This is a genomic window from Frankia sp. CcI49, assembly GCF_001983215.1.
GTDB lineage: Bacteria > Actinomycetota > Actinomycetes > Frankiales > Frankiaceae > Parafrankia > Parafrankia irregularis.
In genome coordinates this window covers 296,103-323,024 of sequence record NZ_MOWP01000017.1, presented here as the reverse complement: position 1 = coordinate 323,024, position 26,922 = coordinate 296,103, and the positions used below count along the sequence as shown (strand labels likewise).

General features: G+C 71.9%; 25 protein-coding genes. 23 read left to right on the top strand and 2 right to left on the bottom strand.

The features are described from left to right. The 10 genes from CcI49_RS16785 (at position 1) to ccsB (ending at position 12,930) form a co-directional block, all read left to right on the top strand. Positions 1 to 1,818: a uroporphyrinogen-III synthase gene (locus tag CcI49_RS16785; RefSeq protein WP_054567992.1), complete on the top strand. Its 1,818-nt coding sequence runs from the start codon at positions 1 to 3 to the stop codon at positions 1,816 to 1,818. Positions 1,819 to 1,877: 59 nt separating this feature from the next. Next, entirely contained in the window at positions 1,878 to 2,897 is a 1,020-nt protein-coding gene (gene hemB / locus CcI49_RS16780; protein WP_277872737.1) for a porphobilinogen synthase, read from the top strand. Between the two features lie 669 nt (positions 2,898 to 3,566). Then, positions 3,567 to 3,791, top strand: a complete 225-nt coding sequence (locus CcI49_RS16775; RefSeq protein WP_054571705.1) for a heavy-metal-associated domain-containing protein — start codon at positions 3,567 to 3,569, stop codon at positions 3,789 to 3,791. Between the two features lie 682 nt (positions 3,792 to 4,473). Beyond that, positions 4,474 to 5,826: a glutamate-1-semialdehyde 2,1-aminomutase gene (hemL, locus tag CcI49_RS16770; RefSeq protein WP_054571704.1), complete on the top strand. Its 1,353-nt coding sequence runs from the start codon at positions 4,474 to 4,476 to the stop codon at positions 5,824 to 5,826. Next, positions 5,823 to 6,467 (top strand): histidine phosphatase family protein, encoded by a 645-nt coding sequence (locus CcI49_RS16765; RefSeq protein WP_054571703.1) that lies wholly within the window; start codon positions 5,823 to 5,825, stop codon positions 6,465 to 6,467. Before hemL ends, CcI49_RS16765 begins: the two co-directional genes overlap by 4 nt. 18 nt (positions 6,468 to 6,485) lie before the next feature. Beyond that, positions 6,486 to 7,490, top strand: coding sequence for a methyltransferase domain-containing protein (locus CcI49_RS16760; RefSeq protein ID WP_083749538.1), 1,005 nt, complete (start codon positions 6,486 to 6,488; stop codon positions 7,488 to 7,490). 305 nt (positions 7,491 to 7,795) lie between these two features. Further along, positions 7,796 to 8,356, top strand: a complete 561-nt coding sequence (locus CcI49_RS16755) for a TlpA disulfide reductase family protein (RefSeq protein WP_054571701.1) — start codon at positions 7,796 to 7,798, stop codon at positions 8,354 to 8,356. Positions 8,357 to 8,363: 7 nt separating this feature from the next. Further along, entirely contained in the window at positions 8,364 to 9,398 is a 1,035-nt protein-coding gene (locus CcI49_RS16750) for a cytochrome c biogenesis CcdA family protein (protein ID WP_076827602.1), read from the top strand. Between the two features lie 323 nt (positions 9,399 to 9,721). Further along, complete coding sequence (locus CcI49_RS16745) at positions 9,722 to 11,755, top strand: cytochrome c biogenesis protein ResB (protein ID WP_347280123.1); 2,034 nt, start codon at positions 9,722 to 9,724, stop codon at positions 11,753 to 11,755. Further along, positions 11,755 to 12,930, top strand: coding sequence for a c-type cytochrome biogenesis protein CcsB (gene ccsB, locus CcI49_RS16740; protein WP_054571698.1), 1,176 nt, complete (start codon positions 11,755 to 11,757; stop codon positions 12,928 to 12,930). The genes CcI49_RS16745 and ccsB overlap by 1 nt, the downstream gene beginning before the upstream one ends. Before the next feature lie 431 nt (positions 12,931 to 13,361). Here ccsB and CcI49_RS16735 read toward each other — a convergent pair whose 3' ends face one another. After that, positions 13,362 to 13,781, bottom strand: a complete 420-nt coding sequence (locus tag CcI49_RS16735) for a PLD nuclease N-terminal domain-containing protein (RefSeq protein ID WP_054570383.1) — start codon at positions 13,779 to 13,781, stop codon at positions 13,362 to 13,364. A 393-nt stretch (positions 13,782 to 14,174) separates the two neighbouring features. On the opposite strand from CcI49_RS16735, the gene CcI49_RS16730 reads away from it, so the two are divergent. The 8 genes from CcI49_RS16730 (at position 14,175) to CcI49_RS16695 (ending at position 20,904) form a co-directional block, all read left to right on the top strand. After that, positions 14,175 to 15,626, top strand: a complete 1,452-nt coding sequence (locus CcI49_RS16730; RefSeq protein WP_054570648.1) for a menaquinone biosynthesis decarboxylase — start codon at positions 14,175 to 14,177, stop codon at positions 15,624 to 15,626. A gap of 59 nt (positions 15,627 to 15,685) precedes the next feature. Next, positions 15,686 to 16,588 carry a menaquinone biosynthesis prenyltransferase MqnP gene (mqnP, locus tag CcI49_RS16725; RefSeq protein ID WP_083749552.1) on the top strand — a complete coding sequence of 301 codons (903 nt, stop codon included), beginning with the start codon at positions 15,686 to 15,688 and terminating at the stop codon, positions 16,586 to 16,588. 155 nt (positions 16,589 to 16,743) lie between these two features. Next, positions 16,744 to 17,433: a UbiX family flavin prenyltransferase gene (locus CcI49_RS16720; RefSeq protein ID WP_076827774.1), complete on the top strand. Its 690-nt coding sequence runs from the start codon at positions 16,744 to 16,746 to the stop codon at positions 17,431 to 17,433. A 166-nt stretch (positions 17,434 to 17,599) separates the two neighbouring features. Beyond that, positions 17,600 to 17,902 (top strand): hypothetical protein, encoded by a 303-nt coding sequence (locus tag CcI49_RS16715; protein ID WP_241840098.1) that lies wholly within the window; start codon positions 17,600 to 17,602, stop codon positions 17,900 to 17,902. A 106-nt stretch (positions 17,903 to 18,008) separates the two neighbouring features. Then, complete coding sequence (gene mqnE / locus CcI49_RS16710; RefSeq protein ID WP_076827597.1) at positions 18,009 to 19,157, top strand: aminofutalosine synthase MqnE; 1,149 nt, start codon at positions 18,009 to 18,011, stop codon at positions 19,155 to 19,157. Between the two features lie 6 nt (positions 19,158 to 19,163). Further along, entirely contained in the window at positions 19,164 to 19,544 is a 381-nt protein-coding gene (locus tag CcI49_RS16705) for a hypothetical protein (protein WP_235498363.1), read from the top strand. Then, positions 19,544 to 19,849: a DUF4229 domain-containing protein gene (locus CcI49_RS16700; RefSeq protein ID WP_054570386.1), complete on the top strand. Its 306-nt coding sequence runs from the start codon at positions 19,544 to 19,546 to the stop codon at positions 19,847 to 19,849. Before CcI49_RS16705 ends, CcI49_RS16700 begins: the two co-directional genes overlap by 1 nt. Then, positions 19,846 to 20,904, top strand: coding sequence for a menaquinone biosynthesis protein (locus tag CcI49_RS16695; RefSeq protein WP_241840097.1), 1,059 nt, complete (start codon positions 19,846 to 19,848; stop codon positions 20,902 to 20,904). Before CcI49_RS16700 ends, CcI49_RS16695 begins: the two co-directional genes overlap by 4 nt. A gap of 71 nt (positions 20,905 to 20,975) precedes the next feature. On the opposite strand, the gene CcI49_RS16690 is transcribed toward CcI49_RS16695, so the two are convergent. Beyond that, the gene (locus tag CcI49_RS16690; RefSeq protein ID WP_076827595.1) at positions 20,976 to 22,151 is read right to left on the bottom strand and encodes a helix-turn-helix transcriptional regulator; all 1,176 of its coding nucleotides are present in this window, start codon (positions 22,149 to 22,151) and stop codon (positions 20,976 to 20,978) included. A 798-nt stretch (positions 22,152 to 22,949) separates the two neighbouring features. Here CcI49_RS16690 and CcI49_RS16685 point away from each other — a divergent pair. From CcI49_RS16685 to CcI49_RS16665, 5 genes are all read left to right on the top strand, one after another. Further along, positions 22,950 to 23,495 carry a response regulator transcription factor gene (locus tag CcI49_RS16685; protein WP_054570388.1) on the top strand — a complete coding sequence of 182 codons (546 nt, stop codon included), beginning with the start codon at positions 22,950 to 22,952 and terminating at the stop codon, positions 23,493 to 23,495. Positions 23,496 to 23,619: 124 nt separating this feature from the next. Beyond that, the gene (locus tag CcI49_RS44455) at positions 23,620 to 23,859 is read left to right on the top strand and encodes a putative leader peptide (RefSeq protein ID WP_076827593.1); all 240 of its coding nucleotides are present in this window, start codon (positions 23,620 to 23,622) and stop codon (positions 23,857 to 23,859) included. 55 nt (positions 23,860 to 23,914) lie between these two features. Beyond that, positions 23,915 to 25,642, top strand: coding sequence for a nitrite/sulfite reductase (locus CcI49_RS16675; RefSeq protein ID WP_076827591.1), 1,728 nt, complete (start codon positions 23,915 to 23,917; stop codon positions 25,640 to 25,642). Further along, the gene (locus CcI49_RS16670) at positions 25,639 to 25,950 is read left to right on the top strand and encodes a hypothetical protein (protein WP_076827589.1); all 312 of its coding nucleotides are present in this window, start codon (positions 25,639 to 25,641) and stop codon (positions 25,948 to 25,950) included. The genes CcI49_RS16675 and CcI49_RS16670 overlap by 4 nt, the downstream gene beginning before the upstream one ends. Then, on the top strand, positions 25,950 to 26,621 hold the full coding sequence (locus CcI49_RS16665) for a phosphoadenylyl-sulfate reductase (RefSeq protein ID WP_076827587.1): 672 nt from the start codon (positions 25,950 to 25,952) through the stop codon (positions 26,619 to 26,621). The genes CcI49_RS16670 and CcI49_RS16665 overlap by 1 nt, the downstream gene beginning before the upstream one ends. Positions 26,622 to 26,922 lie beyond the last annotated feature (301 nt).

The following is a 26,922-nucleotide window of genomic DNA, read 5'->3' as shown; positions in this document are numbered from 1 at the left end:
ATGGCCACCCGACGTACCAAGAAGCCCGTGTCCCCGGTCGCCCTGGTGGGCGCCGGACCCCATGATCCGGGGCTGCTCACGGTCCTTGCCGTGGAGACTCTCGCCGCCGCCGACGTGGTGGTCGCGGACCCGGACGTACCGTCGGCCGTGATCGAGTCGTTGTCGGCGGAGGTCCTGAAGATCGGCGACCTCGACGCTCCCAAGCCGGTCCGGGACGCCGAGGCCGCGACCGCCGCGGTCGTGAGCCGGGCGCGGGCCGGGGAGAAGGTCGTCCGGCTGTACGCGTCCGACCCGTGGCTGACGAGGATCGGCGCCGCGGACGCGCAGTCGCTGGCCAAGGCCAAGATTCCCTACCGGGTCGTCCCGGGTGTCTCCACGTCGGCCGCGGTGGCGACCTACGCCGGTGTGGCGCCGGGCTCGCCGGTGACCTTCGCGAGCACGTCGGGTGTCTTCTCGTCCTCGGGTTCGGTGAACAGCGGCTCCCCGTTCGGGGGCAGCGAGCCGGTCGGGCCGCTCACGCCGCCCCCGTTCGGCACCTCCCGCCTCGGTGTCGGCGCGCGGCCGATGTCGGGCCTCGGTGGCGGCCCGCTGGGAGTCGGCGGCTTCGGCGCACCGCTCGGGCTCGGTGCCCCGACCGGTTTCGGTGGCCTCGGTGTGCCCAGCACGCCGGGAGACGTCGACTGGGGCGCACTGGCCGGGGCGCCCGGCACGCTGATCGTCACCGCCTCACCCACCGAGATCGGCAAGGTGGCCACCGCGCTGGTCGAGCACGGGCGCCCAGGTGACACCCCGGTCGCGGTCACCGTGGACGGAACGACCACCGACCAGCGCACCGTCGCCTCGACGCTGGACCGCATCGAGGCGGACGCCGCCCCGATGCTGAACGCGACCGCGACCCCGCCGAGCGAGGTCGTCATCTCGATCGGCCAGGTGGTCGGGTCCCGTCCGAAGCTGTCCTGGTGGGAGACCCGCGCGCTGTTCGGCTGGACGGTGCTGGTGCCCCGCACGAAGGAGCAGGCGGCGATCCTCTCCGACTCGCTGCGTGCCCACGGCGCGAGCCCGCTGGAGGTGCCCACGATCGCCGTGGAGCCGCCGCGTACCGCCGCCCCCATGGAGCGGGCGATCACCGGCCTGGTCTCCGGCCGTTACCAGTGGGTTGCCTTCACCTCGGTCAACGCGGTGAAGGCCGTGCAGGAGAAGGTCGAGGAGCGCAGCCTCGACGCGCGGGCGTTCGCCGGCGTCAAGGTGGCCGCGATCGGTGAGGCGACCGCGGACGCGCTGCGTGCCTTCGGTATCCGGCCCGACCTCATCCCCTCCGGCCAGCAGTCCAGCGAGGGCCTGCTCGAGGACTGGCCCGAGTTCGACGAGTCGCTGGACCTGCTCGACCGGGTGCTGCTGCCGCGTGCCGACATCGCCACCGACACCCTGGTCGCCGGGGTGAAGGACCGCGGCTGGCAGGTCGACGAGGTGACCGCCTACCGCACCGTGCGGGCGGCCCCGCCGCCGGCGCCGATCCGGGAGGCCCTCAAGGGGGGCAGGGTCGACGCGGTCGTGTTCACGTCGTCCTCCACGGTGCGCAACCTGGTCGGCATCGCCGGCAAGCCGCACGAGACGACGGTCATCGCGGTCATCGGCCCGGCGACCGCCGCCACCGCGCAGGAGCTCGGGCTGCGGGTGGACGTCCAGGCCGCGGAGGCGTCCGTGCCGGCGCTGGTGACCGCGCTGGCGGACTTCGCCGCCGAGCACCGGGAGGAGCTCGGCAAGGTCGGCCCGCTGGCCGCCCGCCTGCCCAAGCCGAGGCGAGGCTCCCGGCGGTGAGCGGCACCGGCGGCTTGGCCGGCTTCGGCGCCACCGGCGGCTTCGGCGTCAGCGGCGGCATACCCGGGCGCCTGCCCGCGGGTCCTCCCGCCGGCTTTCCGGCGGCGCGCCCGCGGCGGCTGCGCCGCGGAGCGGCCCTGCGCCGGATGGTGGCCGATGTGCGCCTGCACCCGGCCGACCTGATCCTGCCGATGTTCGTCCGGGAGGGTGTGTCCGAGCCGGTTCCGATCTCGTCGATGCCCGGGGTCGTCCAACACACCCGCTCGACGCTGCGCAAGGCCGCCGCGGAGGCGGTCTCGGCCGGCGTCGGCGGGATCATTCTGTTCGGCGTGCCCGAGCACAAGGACGCCCGCGGCTCCGCCGCCGACGACCCGGCCGGCATCGTCCAGCTCGCCCTCGCCGACCTGGTGTCCGAGGTCGGCGGCGGCATCGTGATCATGGCCGATCTCTGCCTGGACGAGTACACCGACCACGGGCACTGCGGCCTGCTCACCGCCGCGGGCGACGTCGACAACGACGCGACGCTCGAGCGCTACGGCCAGATCGCGCTCGCCCAGGCCGCGGCCGGCGTCGAGATGGTCGCCCCCAGCGGCATGATGGACGGCCAGGTCGCGGCGATCCGGGCCGCGCTCGACGGTGGTGGGCACACCGACATTCCGATCATGGCCTACTCGGCGAAGTACGCCTCCGGCTTCTACGGCCCCTTCCGGGAGGCGGCCCTGTGCGCCCCCCAGTTCGGCGACCGCGCCGGCTACCAGCAGGATCCCGCCCGGTCGGTCGGAGAGGCGCTGCGCGAGGTGGCGCTGGACTTGGCCGAGGGCGCGGACGCCGTGATGGTGAAGCCGGCGCTGGCGTACCTGGACATCCTGCGGGCCGTCGCCGACGCCGTGGACGTCCCGGTCGCCGCCTACCAGGTCTCCGGGGAGTACGCGATGGTCGAGGCGGCGGCGGCCAACGGGTGGCTCGACCGTGAACGGACCATCCTGGAGACGCTGACCTCGATCCACCGGGCCGGCGCGGACGTCATCCTCACCTACTGGGCGACGGAGGTCGCGGGCCTGCTCGCAAGCCGGGGCTGACGTCCGTCCGGGAGGCATGAACGGGCACGAAGGCGCTTGAAAATCCGCAGGAAGTGCGGATTTTCGGTTGCTGCAGAGCCTGTGGCGGAATTCTGAGGCGCGGCGGATCCGGTCCACCAGCGCATGAGCGTGGCGGAGTCGCGCTGTCGGAATGCGAACCCCGACCGCATGACCACTCATCGAGGATCCCGCATCGCCGCGCAGCGCCGCTCAGCACCAGCAATTCACCGCAAAAGGCGTAAAAGGGGCGCAGATTCATCTGCCACCCCGCAAGAGTTGAGGATTTTGGTCGGCGGCACGACCAAAATCCTTGTTTCTTGCGACTTGCCAAACCGGGCTACCGGGTTCGCGGGCCGCCGGGCGCTCGAAGGCCCGGCCGCGTTCGTGGAGTGCGAACTTCCCCTCCCGCCAGCTGGCGATCCTGATCGGCCACCGATCCGTGACGGGCTCCGCCGCGGCCAGTTCCTGCTTCTGCTCGGGGTAGCAGCGGCGGAAGCGAAAGGGGGCCGAGGCGTACCACTAGAGGGCGCCGACGTGCCGTGTGTCCTGGCTGACCCCCGGTCGGAACCCTACGGGGGGAGGGTATGGGCGTAGGGTTCTGACGGTCGGAAACCCGGCTCCGTGCGCATGTCGCCGGGGCACGCGAGTACATCATCGGGAGGCGTCGCCATGTCCGTCACCAGCATCGTGACCACCTACAACGTCACCGGGATGACCTGCGGTCACTGCGCTGCGGCCGTCAGCGAGGAGATCTCCCAGCTGCCGGCCGTGAGCTCGGTCGACATCGAGGTCGCCAGCGGCCGGGTGAGCGTGACCAGCACCGGCGAGCTCGACGACGCCGCGGTCGGCGCCGCGGTCACGGAGGCCGGGTACACCCTCGCCGGGCGCGTCTGACACCGCGGCCGGACTGCGGCGCGGGCACGGCGCGGCGCGGGCGCGGCACGAGGTACGGGCGCGGCTCCGGCACGGTTCCGTGACCGGGGCGGCCCACGAAACCCGCCGCCCTGAAGGCAGAAGCTCCTACAGGGCGGCTCCTGTGAGGAAGGCCGCTTAGGACAGCCATGCCTGTCGATCACCCTCCGGCGGGCCGTATCGTCGGCCGCGGTCGGGCTCTGCCAGCGCATTCGCCTGGCGGGGAAGCGGCGTCGTCGTTCAGCCGGGTTCGGCGCGGCGGAATATCATCGACCCAGCGGCCGGGCAAGGCTCCTGGTCGCTACCGGACCAGGGCTGCCTGCCGCGGAACCCACGCGGCGTCATCCGCGCGGCTCCCTCGGAGCGTGCGGCGTGGAGCGCGGATGCGCCTTTGGCCGTCATGAGCCGCCGCCGGTGGGCGGCCGGGGCAGACCCCCGTCCGCCGGCGGCCTTCGAGCGGGTAGCCCTGTCACGGCCACCTGCTTCCTGCCACCTGTCACAGCCACCTGCCGTGACTTCCGCTGCCGTCGCCGGTAGCCGGGCTGGTGTGACCGCATCCGCTTTCGGTGGCAGGCCAGCCACCCGGCGGGTGCGGCCGGTCGTCCCGGATTCGGGTAGCCGCGCCGGACGCGTGCCGGCCGGCGAGACCTGCGAGGATCGGAGCATGGTGGTTCCATCTGCCGCACCGGCGTCCGAGGATCTGTTCGAGCGCGCCCAGCGGGTTGTCCCCGGTGGAGTGAACTCCCCGGTACGCGCGTTCCGCGCTGTCGGCGGCACTCCCCGCTTCATGGTCGGCGGCGACGGGCCCCGGCTCGTCGACGCCGACGGCCGGTCCTACATCGACCTGGTCTGTTCCTGGGGGCCGATGATCCTCGGCCACGCCCATCCGGAGGTCGTCGAGGCGATCACCACGGCCGCGGCCCGGGGGACCAGCTTCGGCACCCCGACCCCGGGCGAGGTGGAGCTCGCCGAGCTCATCGTCGAGCGGATCCGGCCCGTGGAGCAGGTGCGCCTGGTCAACTCGGGCACCGAGGCGACGATGAGCGCGATCCGGCTGGCCAGGGGGTTCACCGGCCGCTCCACGGTCGTCAAGTTCGCGGGCTGCTATCACGGCCACGTCGACGCGCTGCTCGCCGCCGCGGGCTCCGGTGTCGCGACCCTCGGCCTGCCCGACACCCCGGGCGTCACCGGGGCCTCCACCGCCGACACCATCGTCCTGCCGTACAACGATCTCGAACTGGTCAAGGCGACGTTCGCCGAGCGCGGCGACAGCATCGCGGCAGTGATCACCGAGGCCGTCGCCGCGAACATGGGCGTCGTCCCGCCGCTGCCCGGCTTCAACGCCGGCCTGCGGCGCCTGTGCGACGAGTACGGCGCCCTGCTGGTGTTCGACGAGGTCATGACGGGCTTCCGGCTCTCCCGGGACGGCTGGTGGGGGCTGGAAGGTGCCCAGCAGGGCTGGGAGCCGGACCTGTTCACCTTCGGCAAGGTGATGGGCGGTGGCCTGCCCGCCGCGGCGTTCGGCGGCCGGGCCGACGTGATGGCGCGGCTCGCCCCCGCCGGGCCCGTCTACCAGGCGGGCACCCTCTCCGGGAACCCGCTGGCGGTGGCCGCCGGGCTGGCCACCCTGCGCGCCTGCACCGACGAGGTCTACGCGACCGTCGACGCGCGGGCCGCCGACGTGGCCGGCATCGTCTCCACCGCCCTCACCGAGCAGGGCGTGCCGCACCTGGTCAACAGCGCCGGATCCCTGTTCAGCGTGTTCTTCACCGAGGCGGCCGCGGTGGTGGACTACGCGGGGGCGAAGGAGCAGGCGAGCGAGCGCTACGCGGCGTTCTTCCACACCATGCTGGACGAGGGCATCTACCTGCCGCCGTCGGCGTTCGAGGCGTGGTTCCTCTCGGCGGCCCACGACGACGAGGCGGTCGAACGGATAGCGTCCGCGGCCCCGGCGGCCGCGCGGGCCGCCGCGGCGGTCGCCGTCGGCTCGGAGCCGGCCGGTGGCGGTGCCGCGTGAGCGGCCCACAGCTCACCACGGTCCATCTCGTCCGGCACGGGGAGGTATTCAACCCCGAGAAGGTGCTCTACGGCCGGCTGCCCGGCTACCGGCTCTCCGAGACCGGTGAGCGGCAGGCCAAGGTCACCGCCGAGCACCTCGCCGCGCAGGACGTCGCGGTGGTGGTCGCGAGCCCGCTGGAGCGGGCCCGGCAGACCGCCACGCCGATCGCGGAAGCCCACGGAGTGGAGCTCCAGATCGACCCGCGGCTGATCGAGAGCCGCAACGCGTTCGAGGGCCGGTCGTTCGAGGCCGGGCCCGCCGTCCTGCGCTACCCCCGGATGTGGAAGCTGCTGCGTAACCCGCTGAAGCCGTCCTGGGGTGAGCCGTACACCGAGATCGCGCAGCGGATGCTGGCCAGTGTCGCCGAGTGGCGGGACGCCTTCCCGGGGCGGCACGTGGTCCTGGTCAGCCACCAGCTGCCGGTGTGGACCGCCCGGCGCGCGCTGGAAGGCCAGCACCTGTGGCATCGCCCGGACCGGCGGCAGTGCGCCCTGGCGAGTGTCACCTCCGCGGTCTACCGGGGCGATCAGCTCGTCCGGGTGGACTACGCCGAGCCCAACGGGCCCACGGGCAACGCGGCCGGCTCCGTCGGCGCCTGACGCCGGTTCGCCGCGGCAGTGATCCACCCAGCGTTGTGGTGCCTGCGGTGCCCGGTCTGCGCGAGCCCGTTCGCCGGCGCTCCCGGCCCGGCGGGCGCCCCGGGCCCGGCAGGAGCACAGGGCCCGGCTGGGGTGCCGGGCCCGCCCTCATCGGGCGGGTCCGGGGCGCCTGGAGCGCTCCGTTGCGCCGAAGGCCACTCCTTCGACGTCGAGCGTTCCGGCTACCTGAACCTGCGGACCGGCCGGGCCAGGCGGGTCGTCGGGGACACCGCGGAGATGGTCCGGGCCCGGGCGGACTTCCTGGGCCGTGGCCACTTCGCACCCCTCACCTCCCGGCTCACCCAGCTCGCCCGGAAGCCCCCCGGCGCGAGCCCCGCCCGCCCCGCCCGCCCCGCCGGGCTCGCGGCGGGGGCGGCGGGGGCGGCGGCCGGCCCCGAGCTGGCCCTTGAGATCGGCGCGGGGACGGCGCACCACCTCGCGGCGATCGTGGACGACTGTCCTGACCGTCTCGGCCTCGCCGCGGACGTGTCGAAGTTCGCGCTGCGCCGGGCGGCCCGGGCCCATCCGCGCATCGGCGCGGTCGCGTTCGACGTCGCGGACCGCTGGCCGCTGCCCGACGCCTCCGTCGACGTCCTGCTCGACGTGTTCGCGCCGCGCAATCTGCCCCAGATGCGCCGGCTGCTGCGGCCCGGCGGCGTGCTGCTCCTGGTGACCCCTGGCGACGATCACCTGGTGGAGCTGCGTGACGCGCTCGGGCTGGTCGGCATCCACCCGGGCAAGCGGGACCGCCTGGCGGCGGAGCTGGCCGGCCACTTCGCCCAGCCGACGTCCGAGACGCTGACCTTCACCCTCCACCTGGCGGCGGACGAACTGGTCGAGCTGGCCCTGATGGGCCCCAGCGGCCATCACACCGACGCGGCCGAGCTCCGGCGCCGGCTCGCCACCGCGCTGTCACCCGGACGTACCGGGATGGATGTCACAGCCTCGTTCGTCATCGACCACGCGCCGGTGACACCCGCCTGACCCCAGCCTGACCTCAGATCGTGCCGGCCCGGCGGGCAAAGCCCCACGCCCCAGCGGGCAAAGCCGCCCCCACGGCCGCGTCGCGGCGGTCCCGGTGCCGGTCCGGTGCCGGTCCGGCGGCGGGGAGCGACGAAGGTCCCGGGACGGACGGCCCCGGTTCGGACGGCGAAGCCCCGGCCCATGCGGCCGCCGGGGCACCTACTCTGGGAGACGTAGTTCTACAGTTGGTCGTAGAACTCCGGCGGGTTGAAGGGAGCGGGCTCATCCTCGGCTGGGTGCGGGACACAAGACGGGCACGCGCCACGGTGGCTGGTGCCGTCGCCGCCGTGCTGCTCGCCGGCGGCGGGCTCGCGGCCTGCTCTACCGACGCGAGCAGCGTGGACGCCACCGGCGGTGGGGGCTACGGATTCGTCCAACAGGCCCCCGGGCAGGACTTCGTGGCCCCGGAGCAGCGACGGGCCGCGCCGAAGCTGGCCGGTGAGACGCTCGACGGCGACCAGCTCGACCTCGCGTCCCTGCGCGGCAAACCCGTCGTGCTGAACTTCTGGGCCTCCTGGTGCGCGCCGTGCCGGGCCGAGACCCCGCACCTGGTGACGCTGGCAGCCGACAATCCCGATGTCGCCTTCGTGGGGGTGGACGAGAAGGAGGAGCCGGCCAGCGCCAGAGCCTTCGTCCGCGACTTCAAGGTCACCTACCCCAGCGTCATCGACCGCCTCGGCACACTTGCCGCGGGGTGGCCGATCTCCATCGGGCTGCCGTCGACCATCGTCCTCGACGCCGAGGGCCGCATCGCCGCGCGTTTCACCGGCGGTGTCGTGCCCGAGGACCTCACCAAGATCCTCACCCAGCTCCGGACGGAGGCCTGACCTCCCGATGGGTGTCGTGGACGTCGTCTCGGACGGACCGCTGCTGATCGCGGCACCGGTCGCCGTCGCGGCCGGGCTGTTGTCCTTCCTGTCACCCTGCGTCCTGCCCCTGGTGCCCGGCTACCTGTCCTTCATCACGGGGTTGTCGGGTGAGGACCTCGAGCGGCGCTCCGCGCGGGCCGAGGTCGCGGAGACAGCCGGGGCGAGTGAACCGGCCCCGTCGGCCGGGTCGGCCCCGTCACTCGGATCGGCCGGGTCCGGCGAGCCGGCGGTCCTGACCGGTGCCGTGCCGGCCGCGGTCGCCGCGGTGGCAGTGGCCGGTGGGCCCGCGAACGAGACGCCGGTCCTGGCTGGAACATCGGCGGCTGCGGTCGGCGTACCCGCCGCGCCGGGCCACGGTGCGTCGCCCCGGCGGCCACCCTGGTCGTCGCGCTGGCTCGGAGACATCCGCCATGCCGGCCGGGTGACGGCGGGGACCGGGCTGTTCGTCCTCGGGTTCAGCATCGTGTTCGTGACCTATGGAGTCGCGTTCGGCGGCCTCGGCCGGTGGCTGAAGATCCATCAGGTGGGGCTGAGCCAGGTGCTCGGCGCGGTGACGATTCTGATGGGCCTCGGGTTCGCCGGCGTGTTCTCGCGGATGTCGTGGGCCAACCGCGAATGGCGTTTCCATCGGCTGCCCTCACCCGGGCTGCTCGGTGCCCCCGCCCTCGGCGTGCTGTTCGGCCTCGGCTGGACTCCCTGCATCGGCCCGACGCTCACCGCCGTGCTCGGCCTGGCCGCGACGAGCGCCACCGCCGAGCGCGGGGCCTTCCTCTCCGCCATGTACTGCCTGGGCCTCGGCCTGCCGTTTCTCGTCGTCGGACTGGCCTTCCGCCGCGCCGCCGGGGCGCTGCTGGTGGTCCGGCGCCATGCCCGGTTCCTCGCGCTGACCGGCGGCGCCCTGCTGGTCGCGGTCGGAGCGCTTCAGCTCAGCGGAGCCTGGACCGACCTGGTCGACCAGCTGCGTCCGTACGCGCCCGGATTCTCGGAGACCCCGCTGTGACCGCACGCCCCACCGCCCCGTCCGGACACGTCGACGGGCTGATGCCAGACGACCCGACGGTGCTGGAAGCACCGGAGGCCTTCGACCCGCCGGCCCCGAGGGACCCGCGAAGCACACGGTCGCCCGGCGCGGACAGTCCGCCCGCCGCGTCGGACCCATCCACCGGAACACCGGACGCATCCAGCGGAACACCGGACGCATCCGACACGGCGGGCAGTCCGTGGGCGCCGCCCGGAACGGCCCCGCCAGGCGCTTCGGTCGCGGGCGCTTCGGCGGCTGGAGGTGCAGCGGCTGGAGGCGTGGCGGCTGGGAATCCTTGGGCCGTGGGCACCGCGGGTGCCGGTGTGGGTGCCGCCGCGAGCCTGCGGACCCGGTCCGGCGCGGTGGCGCTGCTCGTGCGCTCCTGGCGCCAGCTCACCAGCATGCGCACGGCGCTGGTGTTGCTGTTCCTGCTCGCGTTCTTCGCGGTGCCGGGCTCGCTCATCCCGCAGCGCAACATCAACCCGATGAAGGTCGAGCAGTACATCGCCGACCATCCCACCATCGCTCCGTGGTTGGAGCGGGTCTCCGCGTTCGGGGTCTTCGGCTCGCCCTGGTTCTCCGCCGTCTATCTGCTGCTGTTCATCTCGCTGATCGGCTGCCTGTGGTCACGGGTGATCTGGCATGCCCGGGCGCTGTTCACCGCGCCACCGAAGGCACCGGCCCGCCCGGGTCGGCTGCCCGGCGGCAGCTCCTGGACGAGTTCGCTCGACGCCGCCGAGGCGGTGGCGCGTGCCCGCGGTGTGCTGCGCAAACGCCGCTTCCGGGTCGCGGTCGCCGGTGCTGACGCCCGGCGTCCCGACGGGAGCCCCGACCACTCCGCGGCCGCGGAGAAGGGCTTCCTGCGCGAGACCGGCAACCTCGTGTTCCACATCGCGCTGGTCGTGATGCTGGCCGGCGTGGGGCTCGGCTCCTGGTTCGGCTATCAGGGCTCCGTCCTGGTCATCACCGGCAACGGTTTCGCCAACACGCTGATCGCCTACGACACCTACAGCGGCGGCGCGCTGGTCGATCCGGTGGATCTGCCGCCGTTCTCGATGACCCTCGACACCTTCGAGGCGACGTACCAGGACAACGGCCAGCCGGCCGACTTCAGGGCCGACGTCACGTACGCGGAGGACCTCGACTCTCCGACGAAGACCGCGACCGTGCGGGTCAACCATCCGCTGAAGGTCGGCAACGCGAAGATCTATCTGGTCGGCCACGGGTACGCGCCGCACTTCGTCCTGCGGGACAAGGCCGGTGAGGTCGTCTGGGAGTCGTACGTGCCGTGCACCCCCCGGGACGGCATGTTCACCTCGACCTGCACGGTGAAGATCCCCGACACGGGGCTGCCCGCGACCGGCGCGCTCAAGGAGCCGCAGCAGCTCGCGTTCAGCGGTGTGTTCACCCCGACGACCGTGCTCAAACCGGGCCACGGCTACGTCTCGACCTACCCGGCCGCCACCGCTCCGGGCCTCACCATCACCGGATTCGTCGGCAACCTGCACCTCAACGAGGGCATCCCGCAGAACGTCTACACCGTCGACACCCGGGACATGACCCAGTTCACGATGACCGGGCCGGCAGGGGAGAACCTGATCGCCCAGGTCGTCGCGCCGAACAACCCGAAGCAGCGGACGCTGACCGGCCTGCCGGGCGGGCTGTCCCTCGAGGTGGACGGCGTGCGTGAGTTCGCCACCTTCCAGACCAAGTCCGACCCCTACAAAGGGCTGGTGCTGGGAGCGTCCATAGCGATCATCGCGGGCCTGATCGCGAGCCTGCGGGTGCGGCGGCGACGGGTGTGGGTGCGGGCGACGCCGCTGGCCGGCGGCGGCTGCACCGTGGAGATCGGCGGGCTGTCCCGCTCGGACGCCCAGGGCTTCGCCACCGAGCTGACCACCGTCGCCCAGGCGATCCGGGACGACACCGCACCGGACGACACCGCACCGGACGACACCGCACCGGACGAATCCGCACCGGACGCGCCAGCGCCGGACGAGCACGTGCGGGACGAGACCGCGCGGGACGAGACCGCGAAGGATCACACCGCGAAAGACCGCACCGCGCGGGATGACGCCGCCGGGGCCGCTGCCGTGCCGGGCGACACCGACGTGACCGGAACCGACGTGGCCGGAACCGACGTGGCCGGAACCGACGTGGCCGGAACCGACGTGGCCGGAACCGACATGAGCGGATCCGGCGCGGCCGGAACCGACGCTGTCGGAACCGGCGCGGCCGAGACGGACGCGGCGACCAGCACCACCAGCGAAGACGCGGCAACCAGCACCACCAGCGAAGACGCGGCAACCAGCACCACCAGCGAACGGGAGCCTTGATGCCGGTCAACGAAGGCATGGCGAATCTTTCCGATGTGCTGTTCGGGACCTCGATGGCCGTCTACGCAGTCGGAATGCTCGGCTATGCCGCCGAGTTCGCGTTCAGCCGGCTGGGCCGGGCTGCCGGGCCCGCCACCGAGGAGGCGGCCGGGAAGGCCGATGCCGCCGGATCGGTGCAGGCCGGCGGCCCGACGTCCGCGGTGACGAAGCAGGCGGTTCTGGTCGGTGCGGCCTCCACCGGCGGTGGCAGCGATGTCCTGACCCCCGGTCCCTCCGGCGACGGCCGGCCCGGACTGAAGGCGGGCGGCGCGCTCGACGGGGCGGACGGCGGTTCCCTGTCCCGGCGTCGCGGTGCGGCCGACGAGGACCCCGCCGCGTCCAGGCTGTCGACGTGGATCGGCCGGATCGCGGTCGTCCTGACGATCGTCGGCTGGGCGGCGCACGTGGGCTCGGTGGTCACGCGGGCGATCGCGGCCAGCCGGGTCCCCTGGGGCAACATGTACGAGTTCTCGTCCATGATCTGCCTCATCACGGTGACCGGGTTCCTCGTCCTGATGGCCCGCCAGTCGGTCCGGTGGCTCGGGGTCTTCGTGATGGTCCCGGTCGTGCTCTCGATGGGCTTCGCCGGGACGGTTCTCTACGTGGCCGCGGGCCCGCTCGTCCCGGCGCTGAACTCGTACTGGCTCAAGATCCACGTGGCCGGGGCGATCGTCGCCAGCGGTGTCTTTCTGCTGTCCGCCGTGACGACGGTGCTGTTCCTGCTCAAGGATCGCTGGGAGACTCGCCTGGCTGAGGTCGCCTCCGGTCGGGCCGACACGTCGCGCGCGATGCGCAGCCGTGGTGGCATCGTGATGCGGCTGCCCTCCTCGGCGACGCTCGACACGATCACCTACCGGGTCATCGCCTTCGCGTTCCCGATCTGGACGTTCGCCATCATCGCCGGCGCCATCTGGGCGGAGGCGGCGTGGGGGCGCTACTGGGGCTGGGACCCGAAGGAGACCTGGTCCTTCATCACCTGGGTCATCTACGCGGCCTACCTGCACGCGCGGGCGACAGCCGGGTGGCGCGGGCGGCGGGCGGCGGCGGTCTCGCTGCTGGCGTTCAGCGCCCTGTTCGTCGACTACTACCTGGTCAACCTGGTCATCAACGGCCTGCACTCCTACGCGGGCGTCTGACCCCAGACCCTCGGGCTGCATGCTGCGTCCACGGGCTGTCGCCGCTCCCGAGCCCACCGGCGATCCCGCACCATCGCGCAGCTCCAGCAATTCACATCAAGAGCGACAAAAGGGGCGCAGATTCGCCTGGCGGTCCGCAGGAGTGAAGGATTTTGGTCGTCGGAACAACCAAAATCCTTCACTCCTGCGACTCGTCAAACCGGGATGTCGGGCTACCGAAGGTCCGGTCACGTTCATGGAGTGCGAACCTCCCCGCACACCGACCAGCGATCTTGACCGGCGCCAGTCTGTGCCGGGCTCCAGAACGACCGCGATCCTCAATTCCTGCCCGGCAGCAGGGCGTCAGGGCAGCAGCAGGGCGTCAGGGCAGCAGAACATCAGGGCAGCGGGGCGGCGGCCAAGGGGGGTCGCCGCCCGCCTGCCGAGCGGGTTCAGCCCCGTGCGTTGGGGGGCTCGGCGTCCCCGCCACGAATGCGGTCGGAGAGCTCGCGCAGGAACTCGGGGTCGTCGTCCGGCCCGACGGGGCGGATCGACTGGCGACGCATCTGGGCCCGGGAGAGCCCGGAGCGGCTGTAGCCGGCGGTTCGCCGCTCGGTTCCCCACGGCCCGCGGCCCCCGAACGCCGGGTGGTCCGACGCGCGGTGGCGTTCGTAGCCGGGAACGCCATAGGCGGCCCTCGGCCGCCCGAACAGGAACCAGCAGACCGAGCCGAAGAAGAAGAAGACGATCAGCGCGATCAACCAGATCGGCTTGGGCACGACCCGCACGGCCTGGGCGGGTGTGCCGATCACGTCGATGACCGAGAACGCCCAGACACCGATGACCAGGAATGTCAGCGCGAGACCAAGCACAGGTCGACCGCTCCTCTCCCTCACGCCGTGACCGCGTACGCGGTTCGGCTCCCGTGGCATCGCCGCGCGGCGTGCCCATGGTCGAAGATCTGCCGGTTTCACCCGGCCGCCGCAGGCAGCGCGTGGCCCCGGCCCGGTGACGGCTCCGAGCCCCGGTCACTGACTGTGGCTCCCCAACCGCGCACCGAGGTTCGGCCGGTTCTGTCCCGGATCCATGCCGCCTGAGATGGACGCCTGGTGTGCCCCTAGTGTGCCTCCCGGCCGGATGCCGTGTCCCAGCGGTCGGCGAAGGCGATGTTCACTCGCCGCGAAGGGGGGCGCGTCAGGCGCTTGAAGCGTCCCCAGACAGGGTACGTCCGGCGGCTGCCGGTCGACGCTGCAAAGATGGACGTCATGGCCTGGGCGGATCTCCGCGCGTTTCTCACGCATCTCGACCGCGGCGGCGATCTGCGCCGAGTGCGGGTTCCCGTCGACCCCCGCCTGGAGGTGACGGAGATCGTCACCAGGGTCGTCCGCGCCGGCGGTCCCGCGCTGCTGTTCGAGAAGCCCAAGGGCGCCGACATGCCGCTGGCCATCAACCTCTTCGGCACCGAGGCACGGATGGCGGCGGCGCTCGGCGTCGAGCGCCTGGACGACATCGGCACCCGCATCGGCGAGCTGCTGCGGCCCGAGCTGCCGGTGGGGCTCGGTGGCCTGCGCTCGGCGCTGGGCAAGGCGGCCCAGCTCACCTCGCTGCCGCCCCGCAAGGTCCGGACGGCTCCCTGCCAGGAGGTCGTCCTCAAGGGGTCGGACGTCGATCTGGACCTGCTGCCGGGCGTGCACGCCTGGCCGCGTGACGGCGGGCCGTTCCTGAACCTGGGGCTGACCCACACGAAGCATCCGGAGACCGGCGCGCGCAACCTCGGGATGTACCGGTTGCAGCAGCATGACTCCCGTACGGTGGGGATGCACTGGCAGATCCACAAGGACTCCAACGCGCACCACGCGGTCGCCGAGCGGCGCGGCGAGCGGCTGCCGGTCGCCATCGCGTTCGGCTGTGATCCGGCTGTGACCTACGCCTCCTCGGCGCCGCTGCCGGCCGACATCGACGAGTACCTTTTCGCCGGGTTCCTGCGCCGCGAGCGGGTCGAGATGGTCGACTGCCTGACCGTTCCGCTCCAGGTCCCGGCGAACGCCCAGGTCGTGCTCGAGGGCTGGCTGGAGCCGGGGGAGCGGATCCCCGAGGGCCCGTTCGGCGACCACACCGGCTTCTACACCCCGATCGAGCCGTTCCCCGCGCTGCACATCGACGTGATGACGATGCAGCGCGACCCCGTCTTCCAGAGCATCGTGGTCGGGCGTCCCCCGCAGGAGGACGGGCCGATGGGCAAGGCCACCGAACGGATCTTCCTGCCGCTGATCCGGATGATGATCCCCGAGATCGTCGACTACGACCTGCCCGAGGCCGGCGTCTTCCACAACTGCGCGATCGTGTCGATCGAGAAGCGCTTCCCCAAGCACGCGCAGAAGGTCATGAACGCGGTCTGGGGGGCCGGCCTGCTGTCGCTGTCGAAGCTGATCGTCGTCGTCGACGACGACTGTGACGTGCACGACTACCACGAGGTGGCCTGGCGGGCCTTCGGCAATGTGGACTACGCGCATGACCTGGTCACCACGGTGGGGCCGGTGGACCACCTCGATCACGCCTCCTACGAGCAGTTCTACGGCGGCAAGATCGGGGTCGACGCCACCCGCAAGCTGCCGACCGAGGGATACCGGCGTGACGGCGGCTGGCCCGAGGAGATCGTGATGGATGACGCCGTCCGGGAGACCGTGACCCGACGGTGGAAGGAGTACGGCCTGTGAGCGACGCCGCGTTCGCGCCCAGCGCCTCCGGAACGTCCGGCGCGTCCGGTACGTCCGGTCTGCCGGGACGTGCCTCCGGTGGYCCGGCCCACAGCCGGGTGCGGGCCTTCCTGCGGCTGGTCGTCATCGAGCACTCGGTCTTCGCGTTGCCGTTCGCCTACGTGGCCGCGTTCGCGGCGTGCTTCGACATGTCCCGGTCCGTCCACTGGCGTGATCTCGCGCTGGTGACGGTCGCGATGGTGGCGGCGCGCACGTTCGCGATGGCGACCAACCGCATCATCGACCGGGCGATCGACGCCCGGAACCCGCGGACGGCGGGCYGGGAGCTCGTCACCGGTGTGGTGTCGGTGCGCACCGCGGTGATCGGCTCGATCGTCGCGCTGGCGGTGTTCCTCGGCTCGGCCGCGATGCTGTCGTGGCTGTGCCTCGCGCTCGCTCCGGTCGCGGTCGCACCGCTGATCGTCTACTCGTACGCGAAGCGCTTCACGGACTTCCCGCACGCGGTGCTGGCGATCGCGCAGGCGGTGGCCCCGGTCGGCGCGTGGATCGCGATCACCGACACCTGGTCCTGGCCGGCGGTGCTGCTCGGGCTGGCCGTGGGCACCTGGATCGGCGGCTTCGACCTGATCTACTCCTGCCAGGACGCCGAGGTCGACCGGCGGATCGGCGTTCGCTCCGTGCCCGCCCGCTTCGGGATCCGGGCCGCGTTGGCAGGCTCGGTCGTGACCCATGTCGTGACTTTCGCCCTGTTCGTCTGGTTCGGTCTGGTCGAGGACTTCGGTGTCTGGTGGTGGGCGGGCCTGGCACTGACCGCCGCCGCGTTCTGTTACGAACACGCCATCGTGTCGCCGACCGACCTCTCCCGGGTGAACCGTGCCTTCCTCACCGCCAACGGGTTCGTCGGGATCACCCTGTTCGCCTTCGCCCTGGTGGACCTGATCGACCGCGGCCTCGGCGCCTGAGCTTGACGGGCGGCAAAGTGCCAACCGGCGGGACGAACGCCACGGCCCCGGTCGCGGCCGCCACGGTCGCGCCGGCGGCTGGCACGGTCACTGCGGCCGGCACGGTCGCGCCGGCGGCTGGCACGGTCACGGCGGCGGCCGGCGAGGCGGTCAGGGTGCCGTGGATCGTCGGGGTCAGCGGCGCCAGCGGAACCCCGTACGCGGCCTCCGTGCTGCGGGGTCTGCTCGCCGCCCAGCTGCCGGTCGATCTCGTGCTCTCCCGTGCCGCCCGACTCACCCTGCTGGACGAGACGGGCATCGGCTGGCGCGACGCGGCCTGGCTCGACCCGCTGTCGACCTGGCTGGGCAGGCGCGCCGACGGGACACGCCGCCCGGACGCCGACGAGGTAGGCGCCCGGGTCGACCGTCTGGTCGAGGTGCATCCGCCGGCCGATCTCGGTGCGCGCCCCAGCAGCGGGTCGTACCCGACCCGGGGCATGATCGTCGTTCCGGCCAGCACGGCGTCGCTCGCCGGGGTCGCGCTCGGCCTGTCCAAGGACCTGCTGCAACGCGCGGCCGACGTCACCCTCAAGGAGGGGCGGCGCCTCGTCGTGGTGCCCCGGGAGATGCCCTACACCCGGGCGACGCTGCGCCACATGCTCGATCTCGATGCCGCCGGCGCGGTCGTGGCGGCGGCGAGCCCCGGTTTCTACGCGGGCGCCCGCGATGTCGACGACCTCGCCGACTTCGTCGCGGGCCGGGTCCTCGACGCCGCCGGGGTTCCCAACGAGCTGTTCCGCCGCTGGACGGGCACCCTGGGCGAGGCCCGCTCCGCCGCGGCCGGGCCCGGGCCCGATCCGACCTGACCCGGGTGGGCCCGATCCGGGTACAACAGACCGCATGAACAGGCCGCTCACCGCGGCCACCCGAGGCGATGAGGAGCGGACAGGGGCCATGGCAGGGAGGCGGACGGAGCGGCCGGGGAGCACCGGGAAGTCGGCAGCCCGGAAGGGGCCGGCCGCGGGACGTTCCATGAAGGGGCAGCCGGAGCCGGGGCGCGGGCCGGCGGCACAGTCCGGTAAGGCGGCGCAGTCCGGGAAGCCGGCCGAGGTCGCCCCCGACCTGCGTGTTCAGCTGCCGTACTTTCTGGGCCGGCTGGCCGTTCTGGTGGTCCTTGCCGTGGTCCTCATCGTCGCGGGCGTCAACCTGGTGCTGGCGCTGCTCATCGCCTTCGCGGTCGCGGGACTGCTCACCTGGCCGTTGGGGCGCATGCAGCGCCGGGCCGCCGCGCGTTCCCGCGACGTGGGCCCCCAGGGACCCCCGTCGGGCGGTTGACGTCCACTTTCGGGGGCAGGCGGGAACGAACTGCGTCCTGCGTCACGGCTCCGATGGCGGATGCGGCCGCCATGGCCCGACGGTCCGCGGCGCTAGTCTGGGATCCATGGATGCCGGGCTCAAGCGAGAGATCGAAGCCAAGGTCCACGATGGAGCCCGGCTCAGCCGGGCCGACGGCGAGGCGCTGTATGCCAGCGACGACCTCGCCTGGCTCGGTGGGCTTGCTCACGAGGTGCGGACCCGGAAGAACGGTGACCGGACCTTCTTCAACGTCAACCGGCATCTCAACCTGACGAACGTCTGCTCCGCGTCCTGCGCCTACTGCTCGTTCCAGCGCAAGCCCGGCGAGTCGGACGCCTACACGATGCGGATCGAGGAGGCGGTGCGGCTCGCGAAGGAGATGGAGCCGGCCGGTATCACCGAGCTGCACATCGTCAACGGCCTGCACCCGACCCTGCCGTGGCGCTACTACCCGCGCTCGCTGCGCGAGCTGGGGAAGGCACTGCCCGGCGTCGCGCTCAAGGCCTTCACCGCGACCGAGATCCACTGGTTCGAGAAGATCAGCGGCCTGCCGGCCGACGAGATCCTCGACGAGCTCATCGACGCCGGCCTCGAGTCCCTGACGGGTGGCGGCGCGGAGATCTTCGACTGGGAGGTCCGGCAGCACATCGTCGGGCACGAGACCCACTGGGAGGACTGGTCGCGGATCCACCGGCTCGCTCACGCCAAGGGCCTGCGGACACCGTGCACCATGCTCTACGGGCACGTCGAGGAGCCGCGGCACCGGGTCGACCACGTGCTTCGCCTGCGTGAGCTGCAGGACGAGACCGGTGGCTTCGCGGTGTTCATCCCGCTGCGGTTCCAGCACGACTCGGTGGGGGATCCGCGTAACCGGCTGATGGGGCAGCCGATGGCGACGGGCGCCGAGGCGCTGAAGACCTTCGCCGTCTCCAGGCTGTTGTTCGACAACGTCAACCACATCAAGTGCTTCTGGGTGATGCACGGGCTGACCACGGCCCAGCTCGCGCTCAACTTCGGCGCGGACGACCTCGACGGGTCGGTGGTCGAATACAAGATCACACATGATGCGGACGGGTTCGGCACGCCCACCACGATGACCCGCGACGACCTGCTCGGCGTGATCCGCGACGCCGGGTTCCGCCCGGTCGAGCGGGACACCCGCTACCGGGTCGTTCGCACCTATGACGGTCCGGACTCCACCAGGCGGGACAAGCCCGTCGCGATCGACGCCTGACCGGTCATGACCAGCGACGAGAGATCCCCGGCCGGGCCTGCCGGGGGCGAGGCCGGGCCCGTGCGGGCCGAGGCGGTGGCTGTGTCCGGGTCTGATGGCCCCTCGGGCGGCGCGGCGGGCCCCGTGCGGGCCGGTCAGGCTCGTCCGGCCCGGCCGGCGGGTGCGCCCGGCATGGGCTCGATCTTCGTGCTGGCGTTCCTGGTGATCCTCGTCCCGGGGCTGGTCGCCTACAGCCTGCTGCGCTGGGCCGGCCTCGCGATCGGCCCGGCCGGTCTGCTCGGGCTGCTGATCATCTTTCTCGGGTTGGGCTTCTATCCGGCGTTGCTGCAGCGCCTTGGCTGGGTACGCCGCCGAGCACGCCGTACCTCCAGAAACCGGAGCGCATGATGTCCGCTGACGACGTACCGCCGGCCGGTCCGGTGTCCCGCCTGCCGCGTCGCGGTGGATCGCGAGGGAGCCAGCGGCCGGCTGGCGAGGTCGGCATGTGGGGCCTCAACCTGCGGTATTTCGCGATCCGCGCCGCGCTCTTCGCGGCGGTTCTCGCGGTGCTGTTGCTCGTCGGTGTGGGTGGCCTGCTCGGTTTCGCCCTTGCGCTGGTTGTCAGCGGGCTGCTCAGCTATCCACTCGCGCTGCGGCAGCGCCGGGCAGTGCTGGACAGCGTTGCCGCGCGGCGCGGCGGCGAGTCCGGATGACGGCGGCGGACCCGGCGCCGTGGGCACGGTCGCCGGAGACAGCGGGCCGGGCCGGGGCGCGTGAGCACGTCGGGGTGCCCGAGCAGATCGGGGTGCCGGAGCAGGTAGGGGTGCCCGAGCAGGTCGGGGCCCAGACACGGCCGGCGGCGCCGACCCGCGCGGGGGTGCCCGAGCAGGTCGCGGGAGTGCCGACGGAGGCCGGGCTCCTGGCGCGGGCCGCGCGGCCCAGGGTCGGCCACATCCAGTTCCTCAACTGTCTTCCGCTGTACTGGGGTCTGGTCCATTCCGACGCGCTGCTCGACCTGGATCTGACCAAGGACTCCCCGGACCGGCTCAACGAAGCCCTGGTCGCCGGCGATCTCGATATCGGCCCGATCAGCCTGGTCGAGTATCTGAGGCATGCGGACGAGCTCGTCCTCCTGCCTGACCTGGCGGTGGGTTCGGACGGCCCGGTGCTGTCCGTCGTCGTCAGCAGCGCTGTCCCGTTCGAGCAGATCCGCACCGTCGCGCTGGGGTCGACGTCCCGGACGAGCGTGCTGCTGGCCCGGATGCTGTTCGAGCAGCGATGGGGGCTGCGGYCGGAGTACGTCACGATGCCGCCGGAGATTCCGCTGATGCTGCGTGAGGCCGATGCGGCCGTGACCATCGGTGACGTGGCGCTGCGGGCGACCTACGACGCGGAGCGGGCCGGTGAGGGCCACCCCCTCCAGGTCGTCGACCTCGGAAACGAATGGCGCGAATGGACTGGCCTGCCGATGGTCTTCGCGGTCTGGGCCGCGCGGCGTTCCTTCGCCACCGACCATCCCGGAGTGGTCAAGGAGGTGCACGCCGCGTTCCGGTCGAGCCTCGATGTGGCGCTGCGTGAGGTGGACGAGGTGGCCCGGCGGGCGGCGAGGTTCGAGGTTTTCGACCCCGCGACCCTCGCGCGCTACTTCACGACCCTGGATTTTCGCCTGGGAGCCAGGCAGCAGGCGGGGATTCTCGAATTCGCCCGCCGGGCGGCGGCGCGCGGTGACGCACCCCCACTCGACGAGATCATCTTCGCCGCGGTGTGACGCACCGTCGCCGATAATCGGCGCGGCGGGATCTCGTTTCCTCGATTGCTTCGATCAATCGGTCTATAGATTCAGACCGGCGGGCGGAAAGCCTGGGAGATGCCCACCGGTGGAGTAGCTCGCTGGGCCGACGCCGTGGCGAAGCGAGCGATCCGCCTTTTGACGAGAGCGATCAGCCGGGGCGGAGTCGCGCGCCCGCCCGGAGCAATCAACATCTCGTCGACGCTCGGCGGCGGGCCGAACGGCGAATCGCCGAAACTGGATGCGGACAGTGACGAGAGGTCCTCCGCCTGCCGGTGGGGGAGCACCGGACGGGCGTCGGACGGGCCACCCGCTTGCGGAGTCTCCCCACGGTTCTGCTGCTCGTCGGTGTACCCGGAGTTACGGGGAGGACTTTCCAGTGCCAGGTCGGCGCCGTCGGGGTCGCGGCTGACCGGCGGCCGAGAAGCGCGACCCCCCGAGCCGATGTCGGGATTCCTGACGGTTCGCGCCGTTACCAGCCTCGGCTCCGAGCGTTCGGCCGTTGCCTCCGCGCCCGCCACCGCCGAGGCTCCGGACTCGTCCGCATGCCGGGCCGCGGCGTCGATGAGACTGTTGATCGCCAGCGTCCACGCTCGTAGCCCTTCGTGCCCGGTCAGCTCGGTGAAGACCGCGGCCTCCAGGCAGCAGGTGCTCGCCTTCGCCAGCTCGTCCATGTCGAGCAGGGAGATCGCCAGCAGGCCTGCGAGGTGACCGGCGATCATGAAGAGCCGGAACTGCTGATGCGGCAGCATCGGGGTCGCCAGGAGCTGGTCGACGAAGGTCTGCTGGTCGAGCACCCGGGCGGTGACGTCGGCCGGTTCCAGTGCGTCCGCGGCGGCGATGAGATCAGCGGCAAGCCGGTCGAGGTAGTCCAGCTCGCGATCGGAGCGGCGGTGGTCGAGCAGGTCACCGATCCGACGGCGGGATTCGACCTCGGCGTCCGGCTGCTGCCCGCGCCGTTCGGCGCGTTCGGCGACGGCGGCCTCGCGCAGGTCGACGAGTGCGCCGCCGGCTTCCAGTGCCGCGTCCACCGCGGCCAGGACCGGCCGGGCGGGGATGCCGCGGCTGGGCTGCTCCAACTGGCTGATGTACTGGCGGCTGTAACCAGTCCGGCCGGCAAGCTCCTCCCGGGTCAGGCCACGTTCGCAACGGCGCCGTCGAATCTCCGTCGGGAGCATGTCCTCCGCGGTACTCAAACCCTGCCGGCCCCGGCTTCGTTGCCGCATGTGCGCCGATCCTTCCGCTGCCCGGGGCTCCGAGACGCGACCACTCCGGCGTGCCTCATCCAGTGGGCGGGGCGGATGAAACGCCGGTCGTGCGCCGCTGTCGGCTGCCCGCTCACTGTCGTGGGGGCGTGGCGACACCGTTGACGACGGGGTGGATGCTCCCTGGCTGAGGTCGCGCCCACGCTCCGGACAATCCGATGCCTGCCACCGTGTGCGTACGGGTTATCTGTGTCTGCTTGGGCTGTCTCTGACGCTGCTGCGCCTGCGGCTAGCTGTACCTGTGCGTAGAGGTGACCGGGTGGAGCATCACCTGGAGTGATGACAATACTCCTCCCGGCACAAGGAGTGCCTTGGGTCAAAGGTCCTGGACACGGACAGTTACCTCTCTCGTGTGGGCCTGTGGTAGCGGTGTTGCCTTCGTGATGGCTACTCTTCGTAGTCGGACGGCCGTTCAGGGCTTAGGGTGTGAGGTGCTCCCGCGGTCCATGTAGTTGTGCCGCGAGCTGGATCGGCGTCCCGCCCTGCGTCTCGCGTCCGTACCGGTGGGCGCCGTTCTATTGTGAATTGGTTGTGTGCTGGGCGTTTTTATTGACGCGCCGGAAATGGGACTGAAAAAGCGTTGGTCGCCGTCGCGTCGCCACAATTCGTCGCAGTGTCACGGGTATCCGGTGTGGATGGCCCGAGAGGTGCTTCAAGCCGGAGCGAACGGGTGGGTGTCCAGCGCGTTTGGGTCATACCGTGGAACCATCCCGAATGACGATGGGCGCGGCGCCGGGTAGCGCGTACAAAAGACGAGTGATGGACTCCTGGCCGTCGACGGATGAGGAGATCGACCTCGCTGGGGTTGATGTCCCCGGGGTTGATGTCCCTGAGGCTGGTGTCTCGGTGGCCGGCCTTCCCGAGGCCGGTATCGCCGGGGCTGCGCACCGGGTTTCGGTGGCCCGCGGACGCGGCGGCCGGCGGGGTCCCTACCGTGTGGTCGTCGCGGACGACGCCGACGGGCTCCGCGAGCTTCTGTGCCTCCTGTTCGACACCGAGCCGGACTTCACCGTGGTCGGCCGGGCGGCCAACGGTGCCGAAGCGGTCGAGGTCGTCGCCCGGACGGAGCCGGACCTGGTGCTGCTGGACGTGGCGATGCCCGTCCTCGACGGGCTCGGTGCGCTGCCACGCGTCCGCCGGGCCGTGCCCGAGGCGCGAGTGGTGATCTTCACGGGCTTCTCGGAGCGAAGCCTGCGTGAGGAGGCCATGGCGCTCGGTGCCGACGAGCTCATGGAGAAGGACCTGTCCACCGGGGCCCTGCTGGACCGGATTCGCCAGATGTGTCGCAGGCCCCGTCTGGTCTGAGCCCTGCCCGGGGATCGGAACCCGCCCCGCCCGAACGCGGGCTTGGTCGCCGGTTGTGGCTGGCCTGTGACCCAGATGAGGTGTGACGACGTATCCACGACGTCTGCGCCTCATCTGTGGGAACATGGCCAGCGTGACTGCCCGGGTCCACGCGCTGGAGCCGTCGGGCGAGCGGCGGATGGCCGCTCGGCGCCGGCGTGCTGGCGCGTTCCCTGTGGCCGGGCTGTCAGGCCTCGGGGCCTCCTCGCGGGTCGGGCTCATGCCGCGGCCGACTGATGTCGGTCCCATCGACCCTCGCCTGGTCGCGCGTCTCCACGTCGACCTGTTGCGCGTCTCCAGCGCCGGCTGTCGCCGCTCCCGCTGACTCCGCCCACCTCGGCGTGTCACGCCTGGGTGGACCCTGCTCACCGAGAGATACCATGACTTCTCCTGCTCCGAACCCGCGTGCCGCGCGCTCGAACGCTCCGTCCCGACCGAAGGGGCAGGGCCAGTGGGCGTTGGGCTACACCGAGCCGCTGAACGCCAACGAGCGGATGAAGAAGGACCAGAACGGTCTCGATGTCCGTGACCGCATTCTGAACCTCTACCCGCAGACGGGCTTCGACGGGATCGACCCGCAGGACCTGCGCGGCCGGTTCCGCTGGTGGGGGCTCTACACGCAGCGCCGGCCGGGGATCAGTGGCGGGCGTACCGCCGTGCTGGAGCCCGAGGAGCTCGACGACCGCTACTTCATGCAGCGCATCCGCCTCGACGGCGGCCGGCTGACGTCCGACCAGCTTCGGGTCATCGGGGACATCTCCACCCGGTACGGGCGCGACGTCGCCGACGTGACCGACCGCCAGAACATCCAGCTGCACTGGATCCGCATCGAGGACGTTCCGGCCATCTGGGGCGCGCTCGAAGCCGCCGGGATGACGGTCGAGGAGTCCTGCGGCGACACGCCCCGGGTCATCCTGGGCTGCCCGCTGGCGGGCGTGGACGAGGACGAGGTCATCGACGCCACCGGCGTCATCGACGAGGTCGTCGAGCGGTTCGTGGGTGACCGGTCACTGTCCAACCTGCCGCGCAAGTTCAAGAGCGCGATGTCGGGCTGCGCGGACCAGTGCACCCTGCACGAGATCAACGACATCGCGTTCGTCGGCGTGGTGCACCCCGAGCTCGGCGCCGGCTACGACCTGTGGGTCGGCGGCGGCCTGTCGACGAACCCGAAGCTCGGCGTGCGCCTCGGCACGTTCGTCACCCCCGACCGGGTGGCCGAGGTGTGGCACGGCGTCATCCAGCTGTTCCGCGACTACGGGTACCGGCGGATGCGGACCCGGGCCCGGCTGAAGTTCCTCGTCGCCGACATGGGTGTCGAGTGGGTGCGGTCGACCCTGGAGAAGGAGTACCTCGCCTCGCCGCTGCCGGACGGCCCGCCGCCGCCCCCGCCGCGCAACGAGGGCCGCGACCACATCGGGATCCACCGCCAGCGCGACGGGCGCTTCGCCGTCGGTTTCGCACCCCGGGCCGGCCGGGTGAGCGGCACCATCCTCACCGCGGTCGCGAACCTGGCGGACCGTTTCGGCCAGGGCCGGATCCGGGCGACCACCATGCAGAAGCTGGTGATCCTCGACGTGCCGGAGAGCGACCTCGACGCGCTCGAGGCCGAGCTCGCCGAGCTCGACCTGGTCGTGAAGCCGAGCGTGTTCCGCCGCAGCACGATGGCCTGCACCGGCATCGAGTTCTGCAAGCTGGCGATCGTCGAGACCAAGGGCAACGCCCGCGACCTCATCCTCGAGCTCGAGCGCCGGCTGCCGGACTTCGACGAGCCGATCGGCATCAACATCAACGGGTGCCCGAACGCCTGCGCCCGCTTCCAGRTGGCGGACATCGGCCTCAAGGGCTCCCTCGTCCCCGACGACAACGGCGAGATGGTCGAGGGCTTCCAGGTCCACCTCGGTGGGCACCTCGGCACCCGTTCCCGGCTGGGCCGCAAGTCCCGTGGGCTCAAGGTGACCGCGGACGGCCTCGTCGACTACGTCGTCGGGCTGCTGGAGACCTACCAGGCGAACCGGGCCGAGGGCGACACGTTCGCCGACTGGGCGGAGCACGCCGACGAGGCGCTGCTGACCGCGCCCAGCCACGGCGGCTCGGGAGGTGCGACGTGAGCGCCCGCGCCGTCCCCTTCTACTGCCCGTACTGCGGCGAGGAGGAGCTCGTGCCCGAGCCCGCCCCGGGCGGTACGGGCGAGGGGCACGGGCACTGGGCCTGCCGGGCCTGCCGGCGGGCCTTCCGGCTCAGCCTCACGGCGCTGGTGGCGGCGACACCCGATCACAGCAGCACCGATCACAGCAGCACCGATCAGACCAGCACCGATCAGACCAGCAGGGACGTCGCCGTCGGGACGACGGCCAGAACACCGGGTTCGGCGAACGGCACCGCCGCAGCGCCGTCGGACGTGGAGGAGACGAACTGATGGATGCCGCGCTGAAGGCCCGGGCACTGCGGGCCGGCGAGGAGCTCGAAGGCGCGCCAGCCGAGGAGATCCTCGGCTGGGCGGTGGAGGAGTTCGGCACCGGGCTGGCTGTCGCGGCCTCCATGGCCGAGGCGGTTCTCGCCGACATGCTGTCGCGGATCCGGTCGGACGTCCCGGTGATCTTCGTCGACACCGGTTACCACTTCGCCGAGACCATCGGCACCCGCGACGCCGTCGCGCAGACCTACTCCCTGCCGATCATCAGCGCGAGCCCGCAGCTCACCGTCGCCGGGCAGGACGCCGTGCACGGCCCGCGGCTCTACGAGAGCGACCCGGACCTGTGCTGCCGGATGCGCAAGGTCGTCCCGCTGGACCGTGCGCTCGCGCCGTACCGGGCCTGGGCCGCCGGATCCCGCCGCGCCGAGTCGGCGGGGCGGCGGGACCTGCCGGTCATCGGCTGGGACCAGCGCCGTGGCAAGGTCAAGGTGCTCCCCCTGGCCGCATGGACGGACGAGGACGTCAGCCGGTACGTCCAGGAGCACAACGTGATCGTCAACCCGCTGCTCAGCGACGGCTACGACTCGGTGGGCTGCTGGCCGTGCACCAGGCGGGGCACCGGCCGGGAGGGCCGCTGGTCCGGCACCAGCAAGACCGAGTGCGGTATCCACTAGTACTGCAGCGCAGCGGCTTCGGCCGGCGGCCCGGTTTGGCGAGTCGCAAGAGTGACGGATTCTGGTCGTTCCAACGACCAGAATCCTCACTTCTTGCGGGTTGTCAGGTGAATCTCTGACCCTTTTGCGCCTTTCGAGGTGGATCGCTAGTGCGGTGCGGTGGCGCGGGATCCTCCATGGGTGGTCGTGCGGGTGGGGTTCGCGCCCTCTGCCGACCGGGATGCTCAGATCGCCTGCATCCGTGGAGGCCAGCGCAGCGGCCTGGCGACCCTTGCTCGGCGACAGCGACAGCGGTAGCTCG